Genomic DNA, 21,190 nt, shown 5'->3' with positions numbered 1-21,190 from the left:
GCGCTAGAATACAAAGCACCGTTGATATCAAAGGGACAAGGTTACCATGGGACCATTCAATCGCTTGATCCTGTTTGCCGTGCTGGCAGCCGTGCCGTTCGCCTCGCAGGCCAGTGATGCGCCCTCGGCCGAGCCCGACGTAACCATCCGCCAGGACGGCGATCGCACCGTGGAGGAATACCGGGTCAACGGGTTTCTCTACGCCATCAAGGTCACCCCGAAAGGTGGCAAACCCTATTTCCTGGTACGGGCCGACGGCAGCGACGGCAACTTCGTGCGTTCCGATTCGCCGGATATGTTGATTCCGGCCTGGGAAATCTTCAGCTGGTAAGGCAGTCAATTCATGTCGGTGTTCACCCCGCTGCAACGTCCGCAACTGGAAACCTTTCTCGCGCCCTATGGGCTCGGCCGCCTGCTCGACTTCCAGGGCATCGAGGCCGGTAGCGAGAACAGCAATTTCTTCGTCAGCCTGGAACAGGGCGAGTTCGTGCTGACCTTGATCGAGCGCGGCCCCAGCGAAGACCTGCCATTCTTCATCGAGCTGCTCGACATCCTCCATGACGCGGGGCTGCCGGTTCCGTACGCCCTGCGCACCGACAGCGATGAAGCGCTACGCACCCTGGCCGGCAAGCCGGCGCTGCTGCAACCGCGCCTGAGCGGCAAGCACATTCGCGACGTCAACGCCCAGCATTGTCATGAAGTCGGCGAGTTGCTGGCGCGCATTCACCTGGCGACCCGCGACCACCCGCTGCAGCGCAAGAGCGACCGTGGCCTGGAATGGATGCTGCGCGAGGGCAAGGTGCTGGCCACCCACCAGACGCCGGAGGCCACCGCGCTGCTGGAAAGCGCCCTGGCGGAAATCGCCGCCGTGCAGGAGCAGGTGCGCAAATTGCCGCGCGCCAACCTGCACGCCGACCTGTTCCGCGACAATTGCATGTTCGAAGGCACCCACCTGAGCGGCGTGATCGACTTCTACAACGCCTGCTCGGGGCCGATGCTCTACGACCTGGCGATCACCGTGAACGACTGGTGCTCGGACGAACAGGGCCGCCTGGATGAAGACCGCGCCCGCGCGGTGATGGGTGCCTATGCGGCTCTGCGCCCGTTCACCGCTGCCGAAGCGCAGATCTGGCCGGCCATGCTGCGCATCGCCTGCGTACGCTTTTGGCTGTCGCGGCTGATCGCCGCCGAAGCCTTCGCCGGTCAGGACGTGCTGATCCATGATCCGGGCGAGTTCCAGCGCCGTCTGGCCGCGCGCCAGCAGGTCAGCCTGGCCCTGCCGTTCGCGCTATAGACGCAGGATGTGACGAAATAGTGGCGCTGTGCTCGGCGTCACCCTTGTTCCCTTCCAACCCTTGCCCCTATGCTGCGGCTCTCGATCGCCTCTCGCAGGGGCGTGCACTGCGCCTGCGAGAGGCCGTCATCATCGGCTCGTCCAAAGATCGGGTCAGCTGCACGACAAGGGCCGCCATGCCATCACCCTCGCCCAAGCACACTCGCCGCTCCACGCCCGCCACCTGGGCACTACGTGCGCTGGGCGCGGTCACCTTGCTGGTGCTCGCCGTGATGATCTGGAATGCCTGGGATTACCAGGCATTCATCGCCTGGCGCGAAGAGGCCAGCGTGGTGCCCTTCTTTCTGGCCATGGCGCTGCTGCCTGCCCTGGGCGTGCCGATCACCCCGTTCTTCATCGTCGCCGGGGCGACCTTCGGCACCTATGTGGGCCTTGCCGGCAGCGCCATCGCCCTGTCCACCAACCTGGTGCTCTGCTACTGGATCGCCCGCAGCGGCCTGCGCCCCTGGCTCGCCCGTCTGCTGGCGCGCACGCGCTACGACATTCCGGATTTCGAAAAGGATCAGGGCGCGCTGCGTTTCGCGCTGCTGGTCAAGCTGGCCCCAGGCGTGCCGATCTTCATCAAGCACTACCTGCTGGGTATGGCCGGCGTACCCTTCTGGATCTACTTCGGGGTCTCCGGGCTGATCACCGGAATCTACGCCGTGGCCTTCGTGGTGCTCGGCGAATCGCTGCTCGATCATGACTTGGGCAGCGGCGCGGTAGCGCTCGCCGTGCTGGCCGCGGCCGGCGTGGCGATCTACCTGTGGCGCCGACGCATGGCGGGCCGGCAAGCTGCTCAATGAGCGCCGCGACCCGGCCATGGGCAAGGCCGTTGACCCGAGCCTGGCTGATCGACTCGCTCGGTGGCGGGCTTTAGAACCTGCTCATAATCTTTCGGCCCAGGCTCGCCGATTTTGGCCGCTAATTGGCGGAAGCGGCCGTTCACCGCTCCCACAGATACTGCGCCGATGACCGCTACTGCCTTGTCATTGCCGCTTCAGGCGCATAACGATCGTGAACAGGTTCTCAGAGCTTGCCAAGGCAGCCGCTGAAGCCATCGGCCAGGGTCTGCAGCATGGTCTGGTAACCGTCGGCATTGATGGGCGCAGTGGTGCCCATGGCGTCCAGCTCGGCCAGCGTCGCCGGAAGCCCCGCGGTCAGGGTTTCGGCCAGGCGTGGGCGCAGCGGCGGCTCACTGAACACGCAGCTCGGCCCAACTTCCTGCAAGCGCTCACGCATGGCCGCCACATGGCGGGCGCCGGGCTGCACTTCGCTGGCGACGCTGAATACGCCGACATGCTTGAGGCCGTGGGCCGCCTCGAAGTAATCGAAGGCTTCGTGGAACACGAAATACGGCTTGGCAGCCAAGGGCTCCAGCTGAACCTTCAGCCGGGGTTCCAGAACGTCCAGGCGCTTGCCGAACGATTCCAGGTTGGCCTGATAGCGCGCGGCGTTGGCCGGGTCGGCCTTGGCCAGATCCGCCGCCATGCGCGCGGCGATCACCCGGGCATTGGCCGACGATAACCACAGGTGGGCGTCCAGGCTGCCGGGGCGATGGTCATGGTCATGCTCGTCGGCGGCTGCCGGCGCTTGCTCGGCCTCGTGATCGTGATCGTGATCGTGGCCATGCTCCTCGCCGAAGTGACGCAATGTCATGTCCGGCAGACTCTGCACCGCCACACTGGGCTTCTCGCGGGTCGCCAGTACGCGGGGCATGAAGCTTTCCATGTCCGGACCGATCCAGTACAGCAGGTCCACTTCCTGCACCCGGCGCATGTCGGATGGGCGCAACGCGTAGTGGTGCGGTGACGCGCCCGGCGGCAACAGTACGTCAGGCTCGCCCACGCCGTCCTGCACCGCGGCGGCAATCAGCTGCAAGGGCTTGATGCTGGTCAGCACGCGCACCTCGGCTTGGGCAGAACCCACGGCAAACAGCAGGGCGAAGGAGATCATCAACGGTCGCGGAGAGAGCAGGCGCGGCAACATAGGCAGGAGATTCGGTCACGGGCAAAAAGGAGTAATACAATAACATCTCTTTATGTTCGTCGTCGAAATGCATCGACGGGCTGGCTGGGTGAAGCGTGGCGCCGGGCGGCCAATGCGTAATAGAATAACGTCCTACGTTTCGAGGCCCACGCCATGTACAAACCCGCCAGCGTCGTGCCGCCACTGGCATCGCGTCCCCACGATCACTCCCACTGCGTCAGCCATGCGCTGGCCGAGGCCGAGGTCATCTGCGCGCGCCAAGGCCTGCGCCTGACCGCCCTGCGCAAGCGCGTGCTGGAGCTGGTCTGGGCCAGCCACAAACCGCTGGGCGCTTATGACATCCTCGGCGTGCTCAGCGAGGAAGACGGCCGCCGCGCCGCGCCGCCAACGGTCTACCGGGCTCTGGATTTCCTGCTGGAAAACGGCCTGGTACACCGCATCGCCTCGCTCAACGCCTTCGTCGGCTGCAGCCACCCGGCCCACGCACACCAGAGCCAGTTCCTGATCTGCCGCAGTTGCAGCACCGCCGTCGAGCTGGAACAGACCGCCATCAGCGACGCCATCGTGCGCGGCGCCAAGGGCGTTGGCTTTGCGGTAGAACACCAGACCGTGGAAGTCGTCGGCCTGTGCGCAGGCTGTCAAGGCAAGAAATGAGCGACGCGCTGATACGCCTCGAAGGCCTGACTGTCGGTTTCACCGGGCAGACCGTTCTCGACAAGGTCGAACTGACCATCCAGCCCGGGCAGATCGTCACCCTGATCGGCCCCAACGGCGCCGGCAAGACCACCCTGGTACGCGCCGTGCTCGGCCTGCTGACCCCCGACAGCGGCACGGTGTGGCGCAAGCCGAAGCTGCGCATCGGCTATATGCCGCAAAAACTCCACGTTGACCCGACCCTGCCACTCAGCGTGCTGCGCTTCCTGCGCCTGGTGCCCGGCGTCGATCGCCCGCGTGCCCAGGCTGCCCTGGCCGAAGTGGGCGCCAGCCAGGTGCTCGACAGCCCGCTACAGGGCATTTCCGGCGGGGAAATGCAGCGCGTGTTGCTGGCCCGTGCGCTGTTGCGTGAACCCCAGTTGCTGGTGCTCGACGAGCCGGTGCAGGGTGTCGACGTCGCCGGCCAGGCCGAGCTGTACCGGCTGATCACCCGCCTGCGCGACCGCCATGGCTGCGGCGTGCTGATGGTTTCCCACGACCTGCATCTGGTGATGAGCACCACCGATCAGGTGGTCTGCCTGAACCGCCACGTGTGCTGCTCGGGGCATCCGGAGCAGGTCAGCTTCGATCCGGCCTTCGTCGAGCTGTTCGGTCGCGACGCCCAGAGCCTGGCCGTCTATCACCACCACCATGACCACGAACATGACCTGCACGGCGGCGTGGTCAGCGACAAACCGGGGCTGACCATCCACGGCCCGGTCCGCCCTCACATCCATGGAGACGGCTGCAAGCATGGCTGACTTTCTGCTCAACGCCCTGCTCGCCGGCCTCGCCCTGGCCCTGGTCGCCGGCCCTCTCGGTTCCTTCGTGGTATGGCGGCGCATGGCCTACTTCGGCGATACCCTGTCCCATGCCGCGCTGCTGGGCGTGGCACTGGGGTTGATGCTGGACGTCAACCTGACCTTTGCGGTGACCGTCGGCTGCGTGCTGCTGGCGATCCTGCTGGTGACCCTGCAGACCCGCCAGCCGCTGGCCAGCGATACCCTGCTCGGCATCCTCGCCCACAGCACCCTGTCCCTGGGCCTGGTGGTGCTGAGCTTCATGCGTGACGTGCGTATCGACCTGATGGGCTACCTGTTCGGCGACCTGCTGGCGGTGAGCCCCACGGATCTGGCCTGGATCCTCGCCGGCAGCGCCCTGGTGCTGGTGCTGCTGGTGCTGATGTGGCGCCCGCTGCTGGCGATCACCGTGCACGAGGAGCTGGCGCGCGTGGAAGGCCTGCCGGTAGCCGTCATCCGCCTGGGCCTGATGCTGCTGATCGCCATCGTCATCGCCGTGGCCATGAAGATCGTCGGCGTGCTGCTGATCACCTCGCTGTTGATCATCCCCGCCGCCGCCGCCCAGCGGCACGCTCGCACGCCCGAGCAGATGGCCTTCGGTGCCAGCCTGCTGGGCATCATTGCGGTGTGTTGTGGTCTGAGCCTGTCGTGGTTCAAGGACACCCCGGCCGGGCCATCGATCGTGGTGGCGGCCGCCAGCCTGTTCCTGCTGAGCTTTCTGCTACCACGCCGCAAGGCCTGACACCCCGCCGTGATGGCACATTTGGTAGCCCGCCGGCCGCCGTGTAGAATTGCGTATTTTTTGCACAAACCGAGACCCGCAGCCATGACATCGTTCCCTTCACGCTGCGCCGCCCTGGCCGTGCTGGCCCTGCTGACCGCTGGCTGCCAGACCCAACAGGCAGCCGAGCCGGCGCCAGCCCCGACTGAAGCTGCCGCGGCGCCGGGCGCCCAGGAGCAGTTCGAGGCACATCTGGCCGCCGGCCAGTTGGCCGAGGCCGAAGGCCAGTTACCCGCGCTGCAGGCAGAGGGCGATTCCGCTAAGCCATTGCAGGCCCAGCGCCAGCTCTCCGAGGCGTACCTGCAGGAAGGCCAGAAAGCCCTGGAAGCCGGCGACCTGGACAAGGCTGCCAAATCCCTTGCCCACGCGCGCACCCTGATGCCCAAGGCGCCAGCTCTGACCACTGGGCTGGATGGCGCCATCGGCAAGGCCCGCCAAGCCGAACTGAGCGCCGTCGAGCAGGCGCGCCAGGCTGGTGAGCAGGCCCAGGCGGCACGCCAGGAGCAACTGCGCCTGCTGCGCCAGGCCGCCGAAGCGCAAGCCGCCGCCAGCCGTGCAGCCGATGGCACGCATGCGCAGGTGCCGGCGCAATTGATCGACCCTGCAGACAAGCGCAGCGACGTCAGCCTGGCGATGCTCGACAGCCGTGACGAGGCGGCGCTGTTCGAACGCCTGGATGCCGTGGCCGCCGATGCGGTGGCCTTCGACCGCAGCGTGCATGTCCAGGTGCGCAGCGCCGAAGACCTGCGCCGCGTGACGACCCTGCTCGAAGCGCGGGTGATGAAGCTCGACCCGACGTTCAAACTTGTGCTCAGCCACGCCGTCAAACCGGTTCAGGTGCCGCGCCTGATCTTGCGCGCCCGGGGCCAGTAAGGTTTCGAGCCGGGCTTGAATCCAGCTTTTTAGATATAAACATAGGCCTACAAAGATTTTTGAGGCCTAAGCAGCGCCGGGTAAACTGGCAATCATTTTATGCTCATGCCTACCCGGCAGAACGAAGAACCCAAAAGGTTTAACGCGTGATCGACTTTCATCAGGTTCACAAGGCGTATCGCGTCAGTGGCCGCGATATTCCCGCCCTGCAACCCTGCGACCTGCATATCCAACGTGGCGAAGTGTTCGGCATCATCGGCCATTCCGGTGCTGGCAAGAGCACCCTGCTGCGCCTGATCAACCGCCTCGAGGAGCCCTCCGGCGGACGCATCGACATCGACGGCGTGGACGTCACTGCCCTGGGCGCCGACGGCCTGCGCAAATTCCGTCAGCAAGTGGGCATGATCTTCCAGCACTTCAACCTGCTGTCTTCCAAGACCGTTGCCGCCAACGTCGGCATGCCGCTGAAGCTGGCGGGTATGCCAGCCAGGGAAATCGACCAGCGCGTCGCCGCCCTGCTCGAGCGCGTCGGCCTCAAGGACCATGCCAACAAGTACCCGGCGCAGCTCTCCGGCGGCCAGAAGCAGCGTGTCGGCATCGCCCGCGCCCTGGCCACGCGGCCGAAGATCCTCTTGTGCGACGAGGCCACCAGCGCCCTCGACCCGCAGACCACCGCCTCGGTGCTGCAACTGCTGGCCGAGATCAACCGCGAACTGGGCCTGACCATCGTACTGATCACCCACGAGATGGACGTGATTCGCCGCGTCTGTGATCGCGTGGCGGTCATGGATGCCGGCGTGATCGTCGAGCAGGGCCCGGTGGCCGAGGTGTTCCTGCACCCGCAGCACGCCACCACCAAACGCTTCGTGCAGGAAGCCGAGCACGTCGATGAGGACGATCAGCGCGATGACTTCGCCCACGTGCAGGGCCGCATCCTGCGCCTGACCTTCATTGGCGAGTCCACCTACTCGCCGGTTCTGGGCCAGGTGGCGCGGGAAACCGGCATCGACTACAGCATCCTCGCCGGGCGCATCGACCGCATCAAGGACACGCCCTACGGCCAGCTGACCCTGGCCCTGACCGGCGGTGACATCGACGCCGCCCTCGCCCGCTTCGAAGCGGCTGACGTGCACCTGGAGGTCCTGCGCTGATGGAAACCTTGCTCCCCAACGTCGACTGGCTGGAAATCTGGCAGGCCAGTCTCGATACCCTGAACATGCTCGGCGGCTCCATGCTGTTTACCGTGCTGTTCGGCCTGCCCCTGGGCGTGTTGCTGTTCCTCACCGGCCCGCGGCAGATGTTCGAACAGAAAGGCCTGTACGCGGTGATTTCCCTGGTGGTTAACGTGCTGCGTTCGGTGCCGTTCGTGATCCTGCTGATCCTGCTGATCCCGGTCACGGTGGTGATCACCGGCACCTCCCTGGGCGTTGCCGGAGCCATTCCACCGCTGGTGGTCGGCGCCACGCCGTTCTTCGCGCGCCTGGTGGAAACCGCTCTGCGCGAGGTCGACCGCGGCATCATCGAAGCGACCCAGGCGATGGGCGCCAGCACCCGGCAGATCATCTTCAACGCCCTGCTGCCCGAAGCCCTGCCCGGCATCCTGGCGGCCGTTACCGTCACCGCCATCACCCTGGTGTCGTACACCGCGATGAGCGGCCTGATCGGCGGCGGCGGCCTGGGCGACCTGGCGGTGCGTTACGGCTACCAGCGTTATCAGCCGGACGTGATGTTCGTGACCGTGGCGCTGTTGGTGGTGCTCGTACAGATTCTGCAAACCATCGGCGACCGCCTGGTGGTGCATTTTTCCCGTAAATGAAACAGCTGGAAGGGCCAACGGCAGCCTGCCGCCACGCCATCTCACTTCAAGGAGTCAACGATGAAAAAACTGCTCACTGCCCTGGCTGTCGTCGCAGCCTTCTCCAGCGCCGCCCAGGCTGAAGCCCTGCGCGTCGCCGCCTCGGCCGTTCCGCACGCCGAGATCCTCAATTTCGTCAAACCGGCGCTGGCCAAGGAAGGCGTGGAGCTGGACGTGAAAGTCTTCACCGACTACGTGCAGCCCAACGTACAGGTCGCCGAGAAGCGCCTGGACGCCAACTTCTTCCAGCACCAGCCGTACCTGGACGAGTTCAACAAGAGCCGTGGCACCAACCTGGTCAGCGTCGGTGGCGTGCACGTCGAGCCGTTCGGTGCCTACTCCAGCAAGATCAAGGCCCTCAAAGACCTGCCGCAAGGCGCCAACGTGGTGATCCCCAACGACGCCACCAACGGCGGCCGTGCCCTGCTGCTACTGCAGAAAGCCGGCGTGATCACCCTGAAGGATCCGACCAACATCCTGTCCACCCCGAAGGACATCGCCGAGAACCCGAAAGGCATCAAGGTGCGTGAACTGGAAGCCGCAACCCTGCCGCGGGTACTGACCCAGGTCGACCTGGCGCTGATCAACACCAACTACGCCCTGGAAGCCAAGCTGAACCCGACCCAGGATGCCCTGGCCATCGAAGGCAGCGACTCGCCGTACGTCAACATCCTGGTGACCCGCGAAGACAACAAGGACAGCCCCGCCGTGCAGAAGCTGGTCAAGGCCCTGCACAGCGATGAAGTGAAAGCCTTCATCCTGGAAAAATACAAAGGTGCGGTGGTTCCGGCGTTCTGATCGCCGCTACGCAACCGCTGCAACCAATGCCGCGTCGCCTCCGGGCCACGCGGCATTTTCATCTCTGTGGCCCGGGTTTTCAGTCGGCTGGAATGAAGCGCAGCACCCCGGCCTGTCGCGGGCCGGCTCCGCGGGGATCGTCCTTGGGATGGGCGATGCCATCGCTGACCGGCACTTCCTGGAAATCGAACGGGCTGATGCCCTCCAGGCAGGCGACGTTGACGCCGTACTGATGGGGATTGGAACGACGCTGGTGGTGGGTGTAGATACCGCAATGCGAGCAGAAGAAATGCTCGGCGCTCCCGGTATTGAAACGATAGGTGGTCAGCAGATCGACACCCTGAAGAATGCGAAAGTCGGCCAGCTCGGCCGAAACCGCTACCGCGCCGCGCATCCGGCAATAGGAACAGGTACAGCGCCGTGCCGTGTGCAGGCCATCGCTGAGCGCCACGTGAAAGCGCACGCCGCCGCAATGGCAGGCGCCGTTGATCTCGCCGATATTCTTGTTCATCGCCAGGCCCTCGTTCGCACAGGCGCACAGCATAAGCTAAATACCGAACAGGTAGCCTGGCGTTGCGCTTAGCGATACCCAGGAACAGTTGCCCCAAAAACTTCCGATCTACCCAGGGTATCGCTGCGCTCAACCAAGGGCTACGAGACGTGATGGTCTTTGCGGGGGCGCTCCGGTCGTGACCAGATCCACAGCGCACCGCAACTCATGCCCAGCCCGGCGAAGATCACTGACGGTGTATGCGCCACCGTCAGAATCATGATGGCCAACGCCACCAGCATGCTCAGGCTGGCCGCCAGCTTGGTACGCCGGGTGATCACGCCACCATCTCGCCAGTTGCGCAGCAGCGGGCCGAACAGCCGATGGTTTTCCAGCCAGGCGCTGAGCCGTGGCGAACTGCGCGACGCGGTCCAGGCGGCCAGCAGCACGAACTCGGTGGTCGGCAGGCCTGGCACCAGTACGCCCAGCGCGGCCATACCAATGCACAGGTAGGCGAGCGCCAGCCACAGCCAGCGCGTCCAGCCGCTGGCCGGGGCGTGAGGCGACTCAGGCAAAGCAGCGCTCCAGGTGCTCGGTGAAACGTTCGAAGGCGGCAATGGCGGCAGCCTCGGCTTCACGTTCCTGACGCTCGTCCAGCTCGACGCCGTCGAGGGTTGCGATGAAGGATTTCCAGCCTTGCGCCCGCCCACCCTCGGGCTCGCCCAGATGCCGCGCCCCGAACGTTTCGCTCAAGCCCAAAGCGGGCATGCGCTTGAGCAGGAAGGCCGCGCCCAGCTTGGAGCCCTCGGACACGAATAACCAGGCCAGCGCGGCACCGAGCCCGAGCGAACGACTGCGGATGGCCTCGTCACCCTCGGGAATCGCCAAGCCGAGATCAGCCAGGTCCAGACGCGCCTGCTGGAGGCGGCAACGAGCGGGCAGGTCCGGTATCAGCGCGACCAGTGCCGGATCGTTGTAGAGCCTCTCCAGGTCGTACTGGAACAGGTATTGCGCAGCGACGAAGCGCGCGAAACGCTCCGGGCTGGCAAAGGGATCATGGCTCTTCACCAGCGCATCGAGCCGGCTGTGCGGCTGGTGGGTCAACTGGTTGAGGCGTTGCGAGCGCAGAGGGTGGGCAAGCTGTGCCGGTTGGGCGGTCATCGGTCTCTCCTTGGACGGGGCCTGCCGGGCGGTGCTCGGCATCATGTAGATAACTGACGAACCAGTGGGAAAAAGTCGGTAACCGAGCACGGCTCAAATATTACGCCCGGCCCGGAAAATAGCGGTTCAAGTGCTGCAGGTCCGCCTCACCGAGCACGCCAGCCAGGTAGCGCAACTGCAACCAGGCGCGCAGGTAGCCATAACGTGCCTCGGCCAAATCCCGCCGAGCGCTATAGAGCTGCTGTTCGGCATCGAGCACGTCGCGGTTGACCCGTTCGCCACCGGTCACGCTCTTGCGGGTTGCGTCGATCAGCGAACTCGCCGATTCCACTGCCAGCTCATAGGCGCGCACCTTGGCCGTGCTGCTCGCGCACAGGTTGAACTGCCGTCGCAGGTCTACAAGCACTTCGTCGCGCCGGGCATCGAACTCATAGCGAGCCTGCTCGTAGGACGCCGAAGCCTGACGCCTGGCTGCCGATACACCACCGCCGGCGAACAGCGGCATGCTGAGCTGGATACCGATGCTGTCGGTGTCGTATTTCTGGTTGTAGGTGCTTTCCGAATCGGAGCGGGTCTGCCGCGAGGTGGCGTACAGGCCGAGGGTTGGCAGGTGCCCGGCGCGCTGACGCTCGACCTCCTGCTCAGCCACGGTCAGGCCGTGGCGCTGGCCGGCGAGGTCGGCATTGTGCACCAGGGCCATATCGCGCCATCCGTCGAAGCGAGCCGGCGCCAAGGGTTCGGCGCTGAACGGGCCGCTCAGCGGCGTCAATTGCTGCAGCTCCACCGGCTCACCAATGATCGCCTGCAGTTCGCGCAGCGCAGCATCCAGCGCGTCCTGCGCCTCGATCTCCTGCGCGCGAGACAGGTCGTGGCGGGCGCGGGTTTCCAGCAGATCGGTACGGGTGCCCTCGCCGGCCTCGAACGTACGCTGGTTGAGCTTGAGCTGCTCGGCATAGGCGCGCCGCTGGGCCGCCGCCAGCTCGATCTGCTCGCCGGCCAGCAAGGCCTGGCTGTAGGCCGCGAACACGCGCACCACCAGTTCCTGACCACGGCCGCGCAAGCGCTCGTCGGCCAATGCCGCCTTGGCGACGCCCTGGCGGTATTCGGCCCAGGCGGCGTAGTCGAACAAGGGTTGCTGCAAGGTCAGCGTCGAGGAATAACTGCTGTAGTCGCGGTCGAGGGTCACCTCGCCAGCGGTCACCTCCGACTCGTTACGGGCCTTGCGATAGTTGTAGGAAAGGCTCGGCAACAACCCGGCCCTGCCGATGGCCAGATTCTCCACACCGGCATCCCGCTCATGGGTGGCGGCGCGGAAGGTCGGGTCGTTGCGCAGGGCCAGGGCGTAGGCGTCCATCACACCGAATGCGAAGCCCGGAGCAGTCAGCAACGCACCAATCAGCAAAACCAAGAGCCTGACGGCGACGTTCGAAGGCTTCATTCTTCCACCAGCGCCATGTGGGTACGATCGGTCAGCGGCTTGAACAGGTAGTTGAGCAACGAGCGCTCACCCGTGCGCACGAAGGCCTGCACCGGCATGCCGGGGCGAATCGTCTGGCCCTGCAACTGGCGCAAACCATCGTCATCCACCTGCACACGCAGCCGGTAGTAGGGCTGATCGGTCTTCTCGTCGAGCAGGCGGTCGGCGGAGACCAGGGTCACCTTGCCGTTGACCCGCGGCGTGCGGCTCTGGTTGAAGGCCACGAACAGCAGCTCCACGTCCAGGCCAGGCTGCAGCTTGTCGACCAGTTCCACCGGCGCTCGGGCGTCGACCAGCAAGGGCGCATCCTGTGGGACGATCTCCATCAGCACTTGTCCTGGCGCGATCACCCCGCCTTCGGTGAACACATCGAGCCCGACCACCGTACCGCCAGCAGGGGCGCGGACCTCGGTATGGGCGAGTTCGAAGTCGGCGGCGCTCAGGCGACTGCCCAGCTCCTCGACCCTGAGGCGGGCGTCGGCGAGTTGCTGACGCACGTCCTGCTGATATTCCTCGCCACGCTGGGCGGCACGCAGGCGCAGTTCGAGAATCTGCCGCTGGGTGCGGCCGATGGTGCCGAGGTCTTGGGAGATATCACCATTGAGCTGGGCATACAGTCGCTCGTTCTCGAGCAGACGATTGCGCGCCACGTAGCCGTCACGCGCCAACTCGCGCAGCCCCTGCAACTGGGTCTGCATGCTGCTGCGTTGCTCGTCCTTGTGCGCTCTGGCGGCCTGCAACCCCTCGAGCACGGCCTGGCTGCCGGCAATGCTCTCCTGCAGGCCTTCGAGTTCCAGGCGCAGTGCGGCCCGACGGCTGGCGAGCAACTGGCGCTGCAGGGCGACGGTCGCCTCGACGCGCGGGTCCGTCATGGCACCGACGCCAGCCGGCAGGGCGAAATCCGTCAGGCCGTCGCGCTCGGCCTCCAGCCGGGCGGTGCTGATCAGTGCGCCGACGTGCTGGACGAATAACGCTTCGCGCTGAGCGCCGATCTGCGTGGCATCCATGCGCAGCAGTACCTGGCCGGCCTCGACCTGATCACCATCACGAACCAGCAGGCGCTGCACCACACCGCCGGAAGGGTGCTGCACAGCCTGACGATTGCCGGCGACCACCACGTTGCCGCTGACCGCCACGCCCTTGTCGAGCGGAGCCAGGCCGGCCCAGAGCAGAAAGCCGCCAAACCCGAGGGCCAGCAGCCAGCTGCCCATCCGTGAATAACGCCGCTCGTCGAGTTGCAGTACATTGGCCAACTGGCCTTCCTTGCGAAGCGATTCGCCCATCACGAGGGCACTCCCTGGCTGCCGTAGCTCATGCTGAACGTTGACGTGCTGCGCACCGCAGCCGCCACCGGCGGCGCCTTGGGCTGCAGCTCCTGGAGCACTCGCTCGGCGGGCCCGAAGGCCTGCATCTGCCCGGCGCGCAGCACCAGCAGCTTGTCGGTACTGGCCAGTAACGACGGCTTGTGGGCAATCAGCACCAGGGTGCGGCCTTGCCGCTTGGCCTCGGCAATGGCGGCCAGCAAGGCTTGCTCCCCCGGTTCGTCGAGATTCGAATTCGGCTCGTCGAGCACGATCAACGCCGGCAATCCATACAGCGCCCGGGCCAGGCCGATACGCTGCCGCTGCCCGCCGGACAGCCCGGTGCCCCCATCGCCTAGAAGCGTGTCGTAGCCGTCGCTCAGTTGCAGGATCAGGTCATGCACCCCGGCCATGCGTGCCGCGGCGACCACCTTGTCCGCGTCCACCTCGGTAAAACGGGCGATATTCTCGGCCACGCTGCCGGCGAACAGTTGCACGTCCTGCGGCAGGTAGCCGATATGGGCACCGAGGGCGGTGCGGTCCCACTGCTGCAGGTCTGCGCCGTCCAGCCGAACCTTGCCGGTCTGCGCCGCGCTCACGCCCACCAGCAGGCGTGCCAGGGACGACTTGCCCGAGCCCGAAGGGCCGATCACACCGAGTACTTCACCGGCCTCGAGTGCGAAGCCGAGGTTGACCAGGCATGGCGTGCGAGTTCCCGGGGCAAAGGCACTGAGTTGCTCGACGCGCAGCGCACCACGCGGCGGCGGCAGCGGCATCCCCGCCTGACGTCGCGGGTTGGCCACCAGCAACGCCGACAGTCGCTCGTAGGCCAGCCGTGCATTGCTCCACTGTCGCCAGACACCGAGCACCTGGTCGATGGGTGCCAGCACCCGGCCCATGAGGATGGAGCCGGCGATCATCATGCCGGGCGTGATCAGCCCGTCCAGCGCCAACCAGGCGCCCAGGCCCAGCACCAGTGACTGAAGCGCCAGGCGCACGTACTTGGACCAGGCACTGAAGGCGGCGGTCTTCTCGCTGGCCAGGTTCTGCTGGCCGAGAAAGCCGGCATGCAAGGCGAACCAGCGCTGACGCAGGGCAGTGAGCATGCCCATCGACTCGATGGCCTCGGCCTGGCGCAGGTGGCCGCCGGCCTGCTGATTCGCCGCAATCGACAGGCGCGACGCCTCGCCGAGCGGCACCTGGGTCACGCGTTGGTTGAGCCAGGCCAGCACCACCAACACCAGAGCACCGACCAGGGCCAGCAGGCCGAGCCACGGGCTGAACAGAAAGATCACGCCCAGATACACCGGAAACCAGGGGGCATCGAAAAACGCGAACAGCGCATTGCCGGTCGCGAACTGGCGCAGGCTGGTGAGATCGCTCAGCCCCTGGGTCGAGGTCTGCCGGCTGTTGCCCAGGTTGGCGTCGAAGGTGGCGTCGAACACCCGCGCGTTGAGGTGCATGTCCAACTGTGTACCGAGGCGGATCACCACCAGGCTGCGAATCCACTCCAGCACCCCGGCGAACACGAACAGGCCGACCACGATGAGGGTCAGCATCAGCAGCGTCATGGCGTTGCCCGAGGCGAGCACGCGGTCGTAGACCTGTAGCATGTAGAGTGCTGGTGCCAGCATCAACAGATTGATCACCGCCGAGAACAGGCCGACATGCAGCAGCCCCGAGCGGCAGGCACGCAGAGCCTGAATTATCTCGTTGCCAGCCGTGGGAACGGGCACGCGCATGCAGGAACTCCTTGACGCAATGCCAGGCGCAGCGCGCCTGGCGGTATCCCCTGGAGCCATTGACGGGCGCCCGGGCGACACCCAGAATTCGTGACCGTCACAGCCTGGTCCTTGGAAAACACGGGCCGTGACGGCGTTACCAGAGCGAACGGGATGACACATCCGTTCGCTTTTTCATTGCCTGATGATCAGGCCGCCAGCAGCAACTCGGACTCGCTGAACGAGGCCGAACCGGTGGTGATGATGTCGTCGCTCAGGCCGGCAGCATCCAGCAGAGCCAGCAGACCGCCGTCGTTCACCGTGCCGGCGCTGTCTTCGGCGCCCTGCACGGAGCCGTTCATCAGGCCCCAGATCACGTCGTGCACCGCATTGTCGCGGCCTGTTTCCGTGCCGGAGGTCAGCGAGTCGAAGTTGAAGGTGATGAACGGATCGCCGACGGTGCCATCGGTGTTCAGGTAAGAGCCGAGGGAGATCGATTGCACGGTACCGGTCAGCGAATGTGCGGCGAAGTTGTACGACAGGCTACCGTAGGCAGAAAACGCAAAGCCTTCACCGTTGGACTGGGCGTACGTGTCGCCGGCCAAGCCGGAGGCGACGCCTGCCGTATAGAAACCGCCGGTGTTGATACCGCCCGGATTGCCGCTGTCATGTTCACCAGCGGCGCCGTTGGTTTCGAAATCAAGCAGCAATGCTTCCAGGCTCTGGCCAATGAAGTCGCTGGAGTACTCGGTGGAATTGAAAGTGTAGGTAATGCTCATCTCAGTTCTCCATGAATAGAGATCGGTTGAGGTTGGTACACGTTGATGGTGTACCCATCGCACTGGCGCCATGACTGCGCGCCATCTTTCCGGCCTGTAATCCAGGCATCAGAAATTGACTTCCAGCCCGGCCATCACGGTTCTACCGGTGCCGTAGGACTTGGAGAAAATATCGGAGTAGCCGGTGACGTAACTGCGGTCGCGCAGGTTTTCCACCGTGGCGCGGAGCATGAAGTTCTGGTTGATCCGGTAGCTGGCGAACACATCCCAGGTGATATAGCTGGGCCACACGTCATACTCGTACTCGTCAGGCCCCCCCGCAGCGCTGTAATTGAGGCGCGTCCCAACTTCCAGGGCTTGGTTGAACCAACGGGTGCCAAACACCCAACTGCCGCGATCCATCGGGACGTTACGCGCGCTGTTCATGCCGAAGACGGCCATGTCCCCACACAGTTGCTGACTATCGAGGTAGGCCTCATGAGAGGCATATCCGGCCTCAATGGCGGCTTGGTGTTCGGCCGGATAGTTGCCGTTTTCATCCGGTATATCGCCGCGCTTGTAGCCGCTGCCCAAGGGGTAGGTTTTCTGGCAGAAGTCGTTATTGCCACCGATCACATGGGTGTAATTGATACCGCTGTACCAACGCCCGGCATCGTAGTCCAACTCCAGTTCGATACCGCGGAACTGGGTTTCGAGCAGGTTGTTGACGAACATGGTGTTGCCCAGCCCACCGGTATAGCCGGGCATGATGTTGACCATGGAGGTGACCATGTAATCGTCGACCCGGGTGTCGTAGTAGGCCACCTTGCTGGACAGCTTATCGCCACTGCTGATGACGTCCCGGAAAGACAGATTGAAACCGACGTCCCAACTTCGCGATGTCTCGGTCTTCGCATAAGGGTTGGGCACCATGTAGGCGAAGGGATCGCCCGGATGACTGCCTTGCATCAGAGTTTCGGTCAGTGCTGGCGGGCGCCAGGATTTGCCCCAATTGCTGAACAGTTCCAGCCAGTCAGTTGGACGGTAAGCGGCAGAAAGGCTGGGCAGCACTTTGTGCTCGCTGTTATTGACCTTGTAGTCGGCTAGGGTGTTGACCGAGCTCCACTGTGCCGGATAGATACTTTCATACCTCGGGACGCTGGTAGGGTCGGCAACGTAGCGCTCGTACAGCGGCACATTGTTACAGTGAGTCTGGTAACCACGTCCACCTGCGGCGCATAACTCTATCGAGCGAGCCAGCCTATTGATGTAAGCAGCTAGCGTCCGATCGTAGCTGGATACATAGGTCCAATCGCTAATCGGCAAGCGCGTCTTGCCCTTGAGCTGGTAGTAGTCATAGCGAAGCCCACCTGCAAGGGTGTAGGTCTCGTTTTCCCACTTCAGGTTGCCAAAGGCGCTGGCGATGCTGCGTTTGCCGTTGGGATTGAGCGAATTGTCAGCTGTTCTGCTGACATCGGCACCCTCGCGTACCTTGGTCGTGGTGGATTCGCCTTTATCCTGGAAGTACTCTAGCCCGTGGTTGAACGAGAACCCCTCTACCCCAGCGACGGCAAAACGCGCGGTGTTATCAAGGGTGAAACCGTAGGTTTCGATCGAGGTGTCGGCTTCATTACCGTAACCACGCTCGCAGGCCGTTGCGTAGGTATTCTGTACCGGGTTTTGATTGCACACGCCGATCTGCCAGGCCAACTCGGTCATGTTCGTGCCGTTCTGATAGACCGGACGGCCAGCGGCAGTCTCGCGCTGATTGCGGGTATCCACGTAGTAGAACTTGACCTTGAGGTCGATCAGGTCGGAGTCAGGGTTGAAGCTGTAATCGAAACCGTAGGACTTGGAACGTGCTTCGGCGTTGCCGTATTTGATCCAGGCTTCGTCGCCGTCAAGCGCTTGAGCGGTTGATGGATTGATGACTCGCCTGTCGGATACATTGTTGTAGCTGATTTCAGTGCCAATGTAGGTGAACTGCATCGACTGCTCGGGGGTTAGATGCCAGCGCAGTTTGAATAGATCGGAGTCTTGCTTCTGATCCGAGAACTTAACGCGGTCGACCACTTGTTCAGCCACTGCGTTGTTAGCACCGTCCTGCACACCACTGAGCAAGAAATCGAAGTTTTCTTTACGCCTGCCGGGTTCATACTCGCCGAAATTGCGCTGGCTCTTGGCAACCAGCACGTCGAGCGAATCGCCCAAGCGTCCGGCAAACGCTGCACTACCTATGAATTTGACACCGTTGTCGTAACCGCCGACACCCGTCATCCCCCGCAGGCGAACCCCGACGTCATTGTCAGGCAGGATGACGTCGTCGTATCCCAGCGTGCCGAAGTTGGCACTACCGGCAATGGCTCCTGCGCCATTCAGCGCCGAGCTGGGTCCTTTTTCGACGACCACTTCACTGATCAACTCAGGGTCGACGTACAACTGGCCATTACGCTGCTGGTGGCCGTTCTCGTTGAAGTTCTGGCGCATGCCGTCGATCATCGTGTTGACCCGACCGAAGTCCTGCATGCCACGGATGTTCACCGACAGGCCGGGGTCCTGCGCACTCACCGCGCTATAAACGCCAGGGGTCTCGACCAGCATGTCGGCGGCATGCCGTGGCGGATTGCGGTCGAGCTGCTCGCGGGTGATCACGCTCACCGAGCGGGGCGTCTGGTAGATCCACTCGTTGCCGACATCGCGCGTCGACTCGATCAGGGTCGTGTCGATCTGCAGCGTACCGGCGACATCGGCCAGGCGCTCCAGATTGATTCGCCGCTCCCCGGTGAAGCTGTAGCTTACCGGCAAGCCGCCGAGCAACAGGCGCAAGCCCTCCTCTGGCGGATAGGGGCCCCGCAGCTCGTGGCTCTGCAGACCTGCCAACTTGCCGCTGTCGAAAAACACCTGGATTTGCGCCTGCTCGGCGAAGGCGATCACGGCACTGCGCAACGGCTGTGCCGGAATGTCGAACTCGACCTGCTTGACGACTGCGCCGCTGCCCACGTTACCCACTGCAGCCGCCGGCTGCTGAGCCCAGACATTACTGGCGGAGGCCAGTGCCATGCTGACCAGCAGACCACCAGCCACCCCACGCCAGCGAAGCACGCCCCGGGTTGCGCTGCTTGAATGACACCTTTCCTTGTTGGCCATCGACCCTGCTCTTTTCTTGTGTTGGCGTGTAATGAAAATCACTATCAACAAGCAAGACGATGCAGCCGGAAAAACTCAGTAAGCGTTTTCGAAAATTATTCGATCAGCCCGAAAAACCAGGCCTGGCTCAGTAGATCAGGCTCACGCCGCGCAGATCGGCATGGCGGGCCTTCAGCTCGCCCGTGAGGGTAGCGACTGCGCCGTCCAGCGAATCGAGGCGAAACACGCCACTGACCCGGCGCTGCGCCAGCCCGTCGCCCGCGACGAAGATGTGCCCGTCCCGATAACGGTTGAGCTGAGTCACCACTTGCTGCAGCGGCACCTGGTCGAAAATCAGCAAGCCGCGTTGCCAACTGCTGACCCGCGAGGGCTCCAGATTCAGGCGTTCGATGCGCCCGTCAGCCTCGACCCGCGCACTCTGCCCCTGCTCGAGAACCAGGCTCTGACCCCGTTTGCTGACCGCAACCCGGTGCTGCATGACGCCGACGAGCATCTGCCCGCCATTTTCACGACTGACCAGAAAGCGTGTGCCCAACGCCTGGGCCTTGCCCCCGTTACTGTCGACGATGAAGGGTCGCGTTTCCTGTGGCCCAACGGGCGCCGTCTGGAATACCGCCGAACCGGCAAGCAACTCGATACGCCGGGCCTGGGGCGTATAGTCCAGGCGTATGGCGCTGCGTGCATCGAGTGTCGCCAGGCTGCCGTCAGGCAACTCGACGGTGCGCACCTCACCGGTAACGGTCCGGTGATCGGCGACCAGCGGCAGGTACACCGCAGGTGCCTGGTTCCAGCCGACCAGGGTGACGACCACCGCCAGCGAGGCGCTGCTCAACCAGCGCAGCACACGGCGGGAGCGGCGCCTGGGCAGCGCCGCGGCCGAGCGGGCCGGCGAGCGACGAGGCGGTTCGCCAACCGGCTCTTGCAGGCTGGCCAGATCACCCCAGGTACGCCTGGCGAACTGCAGGGCAGCACCGTGGCGCGGATCGAGATCGAGCCACGCCTGTAGCGCCTGCTGCTGGTGCGCGTCGAGCGGCGAGTCGCTCATGCGCACCGCCCACTCGGCAGCAGCCTGGCGAATCCCGCGATCCTGCAGGTCTGGGCTATTCACGTGTGCTCTCGGCTTTCTCTTGTAAGACTGAAGACGCTCAGGCGGCTGTTTTACCGTAAAAGTTTCCGACCATGACGGTATTTTTGCCATCACGAGCCTGCGCCAAGGCGCTCCATGACGTGAGACAACGCTCTGGACAGGTGCTTTTGCACCGAGCTGTCGCTGATTTCCAGGCGCCTGGCGACCTCGGCGTGGGTCAGCCCCTCTATGCGGTTGAGGTGAAAGATTTCGCGTGTTCGCGGTGGCAGCTCGGCCACCGCACGCTGCAACAGCTCCATACGTTGCTGCCTCTCGGTGGTGTCTTCCAGGCTATCGACTTCATCCTCGACGGCATTGAGCACATCGTCGCCCACCAGATCGGTCTTGCGTCGCTCCTGCTGGCGGAGGTGGTCGATCAGCAAATTGCGTGCGGTGCGGTAGAGATAGGCTGGGGTATTGTCGATATGGTCGTGACGCGCCTGTTCGCTCAAGCGCAGGAAACTCTCCTGGACCAGATCGGCAGCCAGGTGCGGGTCACGGCTCTTGCGCAGCAGGAAGCTCTGCAAGGCACGAGCGTGCTGTTGAAAGAGGCCTTTGAGATCCAGATCCGACACTCGTCATACCTGATCTGAGCGGAAAGAGGCGGCATCTTACCGATAGATGAGAATAGTTTTCAATTGTCATTTTCATCCAGGCATTTGCCGCCGCCCGTGCTGCTCGTGAAAGAGCGCCAGGCCGTGTTCGCAAAACAGCGGGCCAGAATATCGGCCCCGCTGATACCCGGCAGTGCACATGAAAATGGGACCCGGTCAGACTGTGTGAAAACCTAGCAGTCCGAGGGTGAGTTGAAGACAATGCCTCTATCGGTTGATAGGGGCATTGTCGTTTATGGGTTATATCCAGGGCGAAGGTCGCGGGCAAAGCAG

General features: G+C 64.1%; 21 protein-coding genes. 10 read left to right on the top strand and 11 right to left on the bottom strand.

The window, feature by feature from the left end; translation table 11 throughout:
* Positions 1–46: 46 nt before the first annotated feature.
* The 3 genes from BVH03_RS10355 to BVH03_RS10345 all read left to right on the top strand — a co-directional run bounded on the left by BVH03_RS10355 (position 47) and on the right by BVH03_RS10345 (position 2,139).
* Positions 47–331 carry a DUF2782 domain-containing protein gene (locus BVH03_RS10355; protein ID WP_075961079.1) on the top strand — a complete coding sequence of 95 codons (285 nt, stop codon included), beginning with the start codon at positions 47–49 and terminating at the stop codon, positions 329–331.
* Between the two features lie 12 nt (positions 332–343).
* Positions 344–1,294 (top strand): homoserine kinase, encoded by a 951-nt coding sequence (locus BVH03_RS10350; RefSeq protein WP_075961078.1) that lies wholly within the window; start codon positions 344–346, stop codon positions 1,292–1,294.
* 176 nt (positions 1,295–1,470) lie between these two features.
* Positions 1,471–2,139, top strand: a complete 669-nt coding sequence (locus BVH03_RS10345; protein ID WP_075961077.1) for a TVP38/TMEM64 family protein — start codon at positions 1,471–1,473, stop codon at positions 2,137–2,139.
* Between the two features lie 223 nt (positions 2,140–2,362).
* Here BVH03_RS10345 and znuA read toward each other — a convergent pair whose 3' ends face one another.
* A complete protein-coding gene (gene znuA, locus BVH03_RS10340) occupies positions 2,363–3,289 on the bottom strand; it encodes a zinc ABC transporter substrate-binding protein ZnuA (protein WP_075961162.1) in 927 nt (308 codons plus the stop codon).
* A 186-nt stretch (positions 3,290–3,475) separates the two neighbouring features.
* Between znuA and BVH03_RS10335 the strand changes: the two genes are divergently transcribed.
* From BVH03_RS10335 to BVH03_RS10305, 7 genes are all read left to right on the top strand, one after another.
* A complete protein-coding gene (locus BVH03_RS10335; protein WP_075961076.1) occupies positions 3,476–3,976 on the top strand; it encodes a Fur family transcriptional regulator in 501 nt (166 codons plus the stop codon).
* Positions 3,973–4,776, top strand: a complete 804-nt coding sequence (gene znuC, locus BVH03_RS10330; protein WP_075961075.1) for a zinc ABC transporter ATP-binding protein ZnuC — start codon at positions 3,973–3,975, stop codon at positions 4,774–4,776. Before BVH03_RS10335 ends, znuC begins: the two co-directional genes overlap by 4 nt.
* A complete protein-coding gene (gene znuB / locus BVH03_RS10325) occupies positions 4,769–5,557 on the top strand; it encodes a zinc ABC transporter permease subunit ZnuB (RefSeq protein ID WP_075961074.1) in 789 nt (262 codons plus the stop codon). Before znuC ends, znuB begins: the two co-directional genes overlap by 8 nt.
* An 84-nt stretch (positions 5,558–5,641) precedes the next feature.
* Positions 5,642–6,469, top strand: a complete 828-nt coding sequence (locus BVH03_RS10320) for a hypothetical protein (RefSeq protein ID WP_075961073.1) — start codon at positions 5,642–5,644, stop codon at positions 6,467–6,469.
* Positions 6,470–6,615: 146 nt separating this feature from the next.
* Positions 6,616–7,620 (top strand): methionine ABC transporter ATP-binding protein, encoded by a 1,005-nt coding sequence (locus tag BVH03_RS10315; RefSeq protein ID WP_075961072.1) that lies wholly within the window; start codon positions 6,616–6,618, stop codon positions 7,618–7,620.
* The gene (locus BVH03_RS10310; RefSeq protein ID WP_143485939.1) at positions 7,620–8,285 is read left to right on the top strand and encodes a methionine ABC transporter permease; all 666 of its coding nucleotides are present in this window, start codon (positions 7,620–7,622) and stop codon (positions 8,283–8,285) included. Before BVH03_RS10315 ends, BVH03_RS10310 begins: the two co-directional genes overlap by 1 nt.
* 60 nt (positions 8,286–8,345) lie before the next feature.
* Positions 8,346–9,122, top strand: a complete 777-nt coding sequence (locus tag BVH03_RS10305; RefSeq protein WP_075961070.1) for a MetQ/NlpA family ABC transporter substrate-binding protein — start codon at positions 8,346–8,348, stop codon at positions 9,120–9,122.
* 79 nt (positions 9,123–9,201) lie between these two features.
* On the opposite strand, the gene BVH03_RS10300 is transcribed toward BVH03_RS10305, so the two are convergent.
* The 10 genes from BVH03_RS10300 to BVH03_RS10255 form a co-directional block, all read right to left on the bottom strand.
* Positions 9,202–9,633: a GFA family protein gene (locus BVH03_RS10300; protein WP_075961069.1), complete on the bottom strand. Its 432-nt coding sequence runs from the start codon at positions 9,631–9,633 to the stop codon at positions 9,202–9,204.
* Positions 9,634–9,773: 140 nt separating this feature from the next.
* On the bottom strand, positions 9,774–10,187 hold the full coding sequence (locus BVH03_RS10295; RefSeq protein WP_075961068.1) for a YbaN family protein: 414 nt from the start codon (positions 10,185–10,187) through the stop codon (positions 9,774–9,776).
* Entirely contained in the window at positions 10,180–10,773 is a 594-nt protein-coding gene (locus BVH03_RS10290) for a biliverdin-producing heme oxygenase (protein WP_075961067.1), read from the bottom strand. The genes BVH03_RS10295 and BVH03_RS10290 overlap by 8 nt, the downstream gene beginning before the upstream one ends.
* 100 nt (positions 10,774–10,873) lie before the next feature.
* Entirely contained in the window at positions 10,874–12,211 is a 1,338-nt protein-coding gene (locus BVH03_RS10285; RefSeq protein WP_075961066.1) for a TolC family outer membrane protein, read from the bottom strand.
* Positions 12,208–13,536, bottom strand: coding sequence for an HlyD family type I secretion periplasmic adaptor subunit (locus BVH03_RS10280; RefSeq protein WP_305883690.1), 1,329 nt, complete (start codon positions 13,534–13,536; stop codon positions 12,208–12,210). Before BVH03_RS10280 ends, BVH03_RS10285 begins: the two co-directional genes overlap by 4 nt.
* On the bottom strand, positions 13,533–15,293 hold the full coding sequence (locus BVH03_RS10275) for a type I secretion system permease/ATPase (RefSeq protein ID WP_075961064.1): 1,761 nt from the start codon (positions 15,291–15,293) through the stop codon (positions 13,533–13,535). Before BVH03_RS10275 ends, BVH03_RS10280 begins: the two co-directional genes overlap by 4 nt.
* A gap of 188 nt (positions 15,294–15,481) precedes the next feature.
* Positions 15,482–16,051 carry a heme acquisition protein HasA gene (locus BVH03_RS10270; protein WP_075961063.1) on the bottom strand — a complete coding sequence of 190 codons (570 nt, stop codon included), beginning with the start codon at positions 16,049–16,051 and terminating at the stop codon, positions 15,482–15,484.
* A 108-nt stretch (positions 16,052–16,159) separates the two neighbouring features.
* The gene (locus BVH03_RS10265; RefSeq protein WP_083640035.1) at positions 16,160–19,177 is read right to left on the bottom strand and encodes a TonB-dependent hemoglobin/transferrin/lactoferrin family receptor; all 3,018 of its coding nucleotides are present in this window, start codon (positions 19,175–19,177) and stop codon (positions 16,160–16,162) included.
* Between the two features lie 127 nt (positions 19,178–19,304).
* Positions 19,305–20,285, bottom strand: a complete 981-nt coding sequence (locus BVH03_RS10260; RefSeq protein WP_075961062.1) for a FecR domain-containing protein — start codon at positions 20,283–20,285, stop codon at positions 19,305–19,307.
* 89 nt (positions 20,286–20,374) lie between these two features.
* Positions 20,375–20,878 (bottom strand): RNA polymerase sigma factor, encoded by a 504-nt coding sequence (locus BVH03_RS10255; RefSeq protein ID WP_075933306.1) that lies wholly within the window; start codon positions 20,876–20,878, stop codon positions 20,375–20,377.
* Positions 20,879–21,190: the final 312 nt, after the last annotated feature.

The organism is Pseudomonas sp. PA15(2017) (assembly GCF_001945395.1).
Taxonomy (GTDB): Bacteria; Pseudomonadota; Gammaproteobacteria; order Pseudomonadales; family Pseudomonadaceae; genus Aquipseudomonas.
This window is presented reverse-complemented; position numbering and strand designations above follow the sequence as displayed.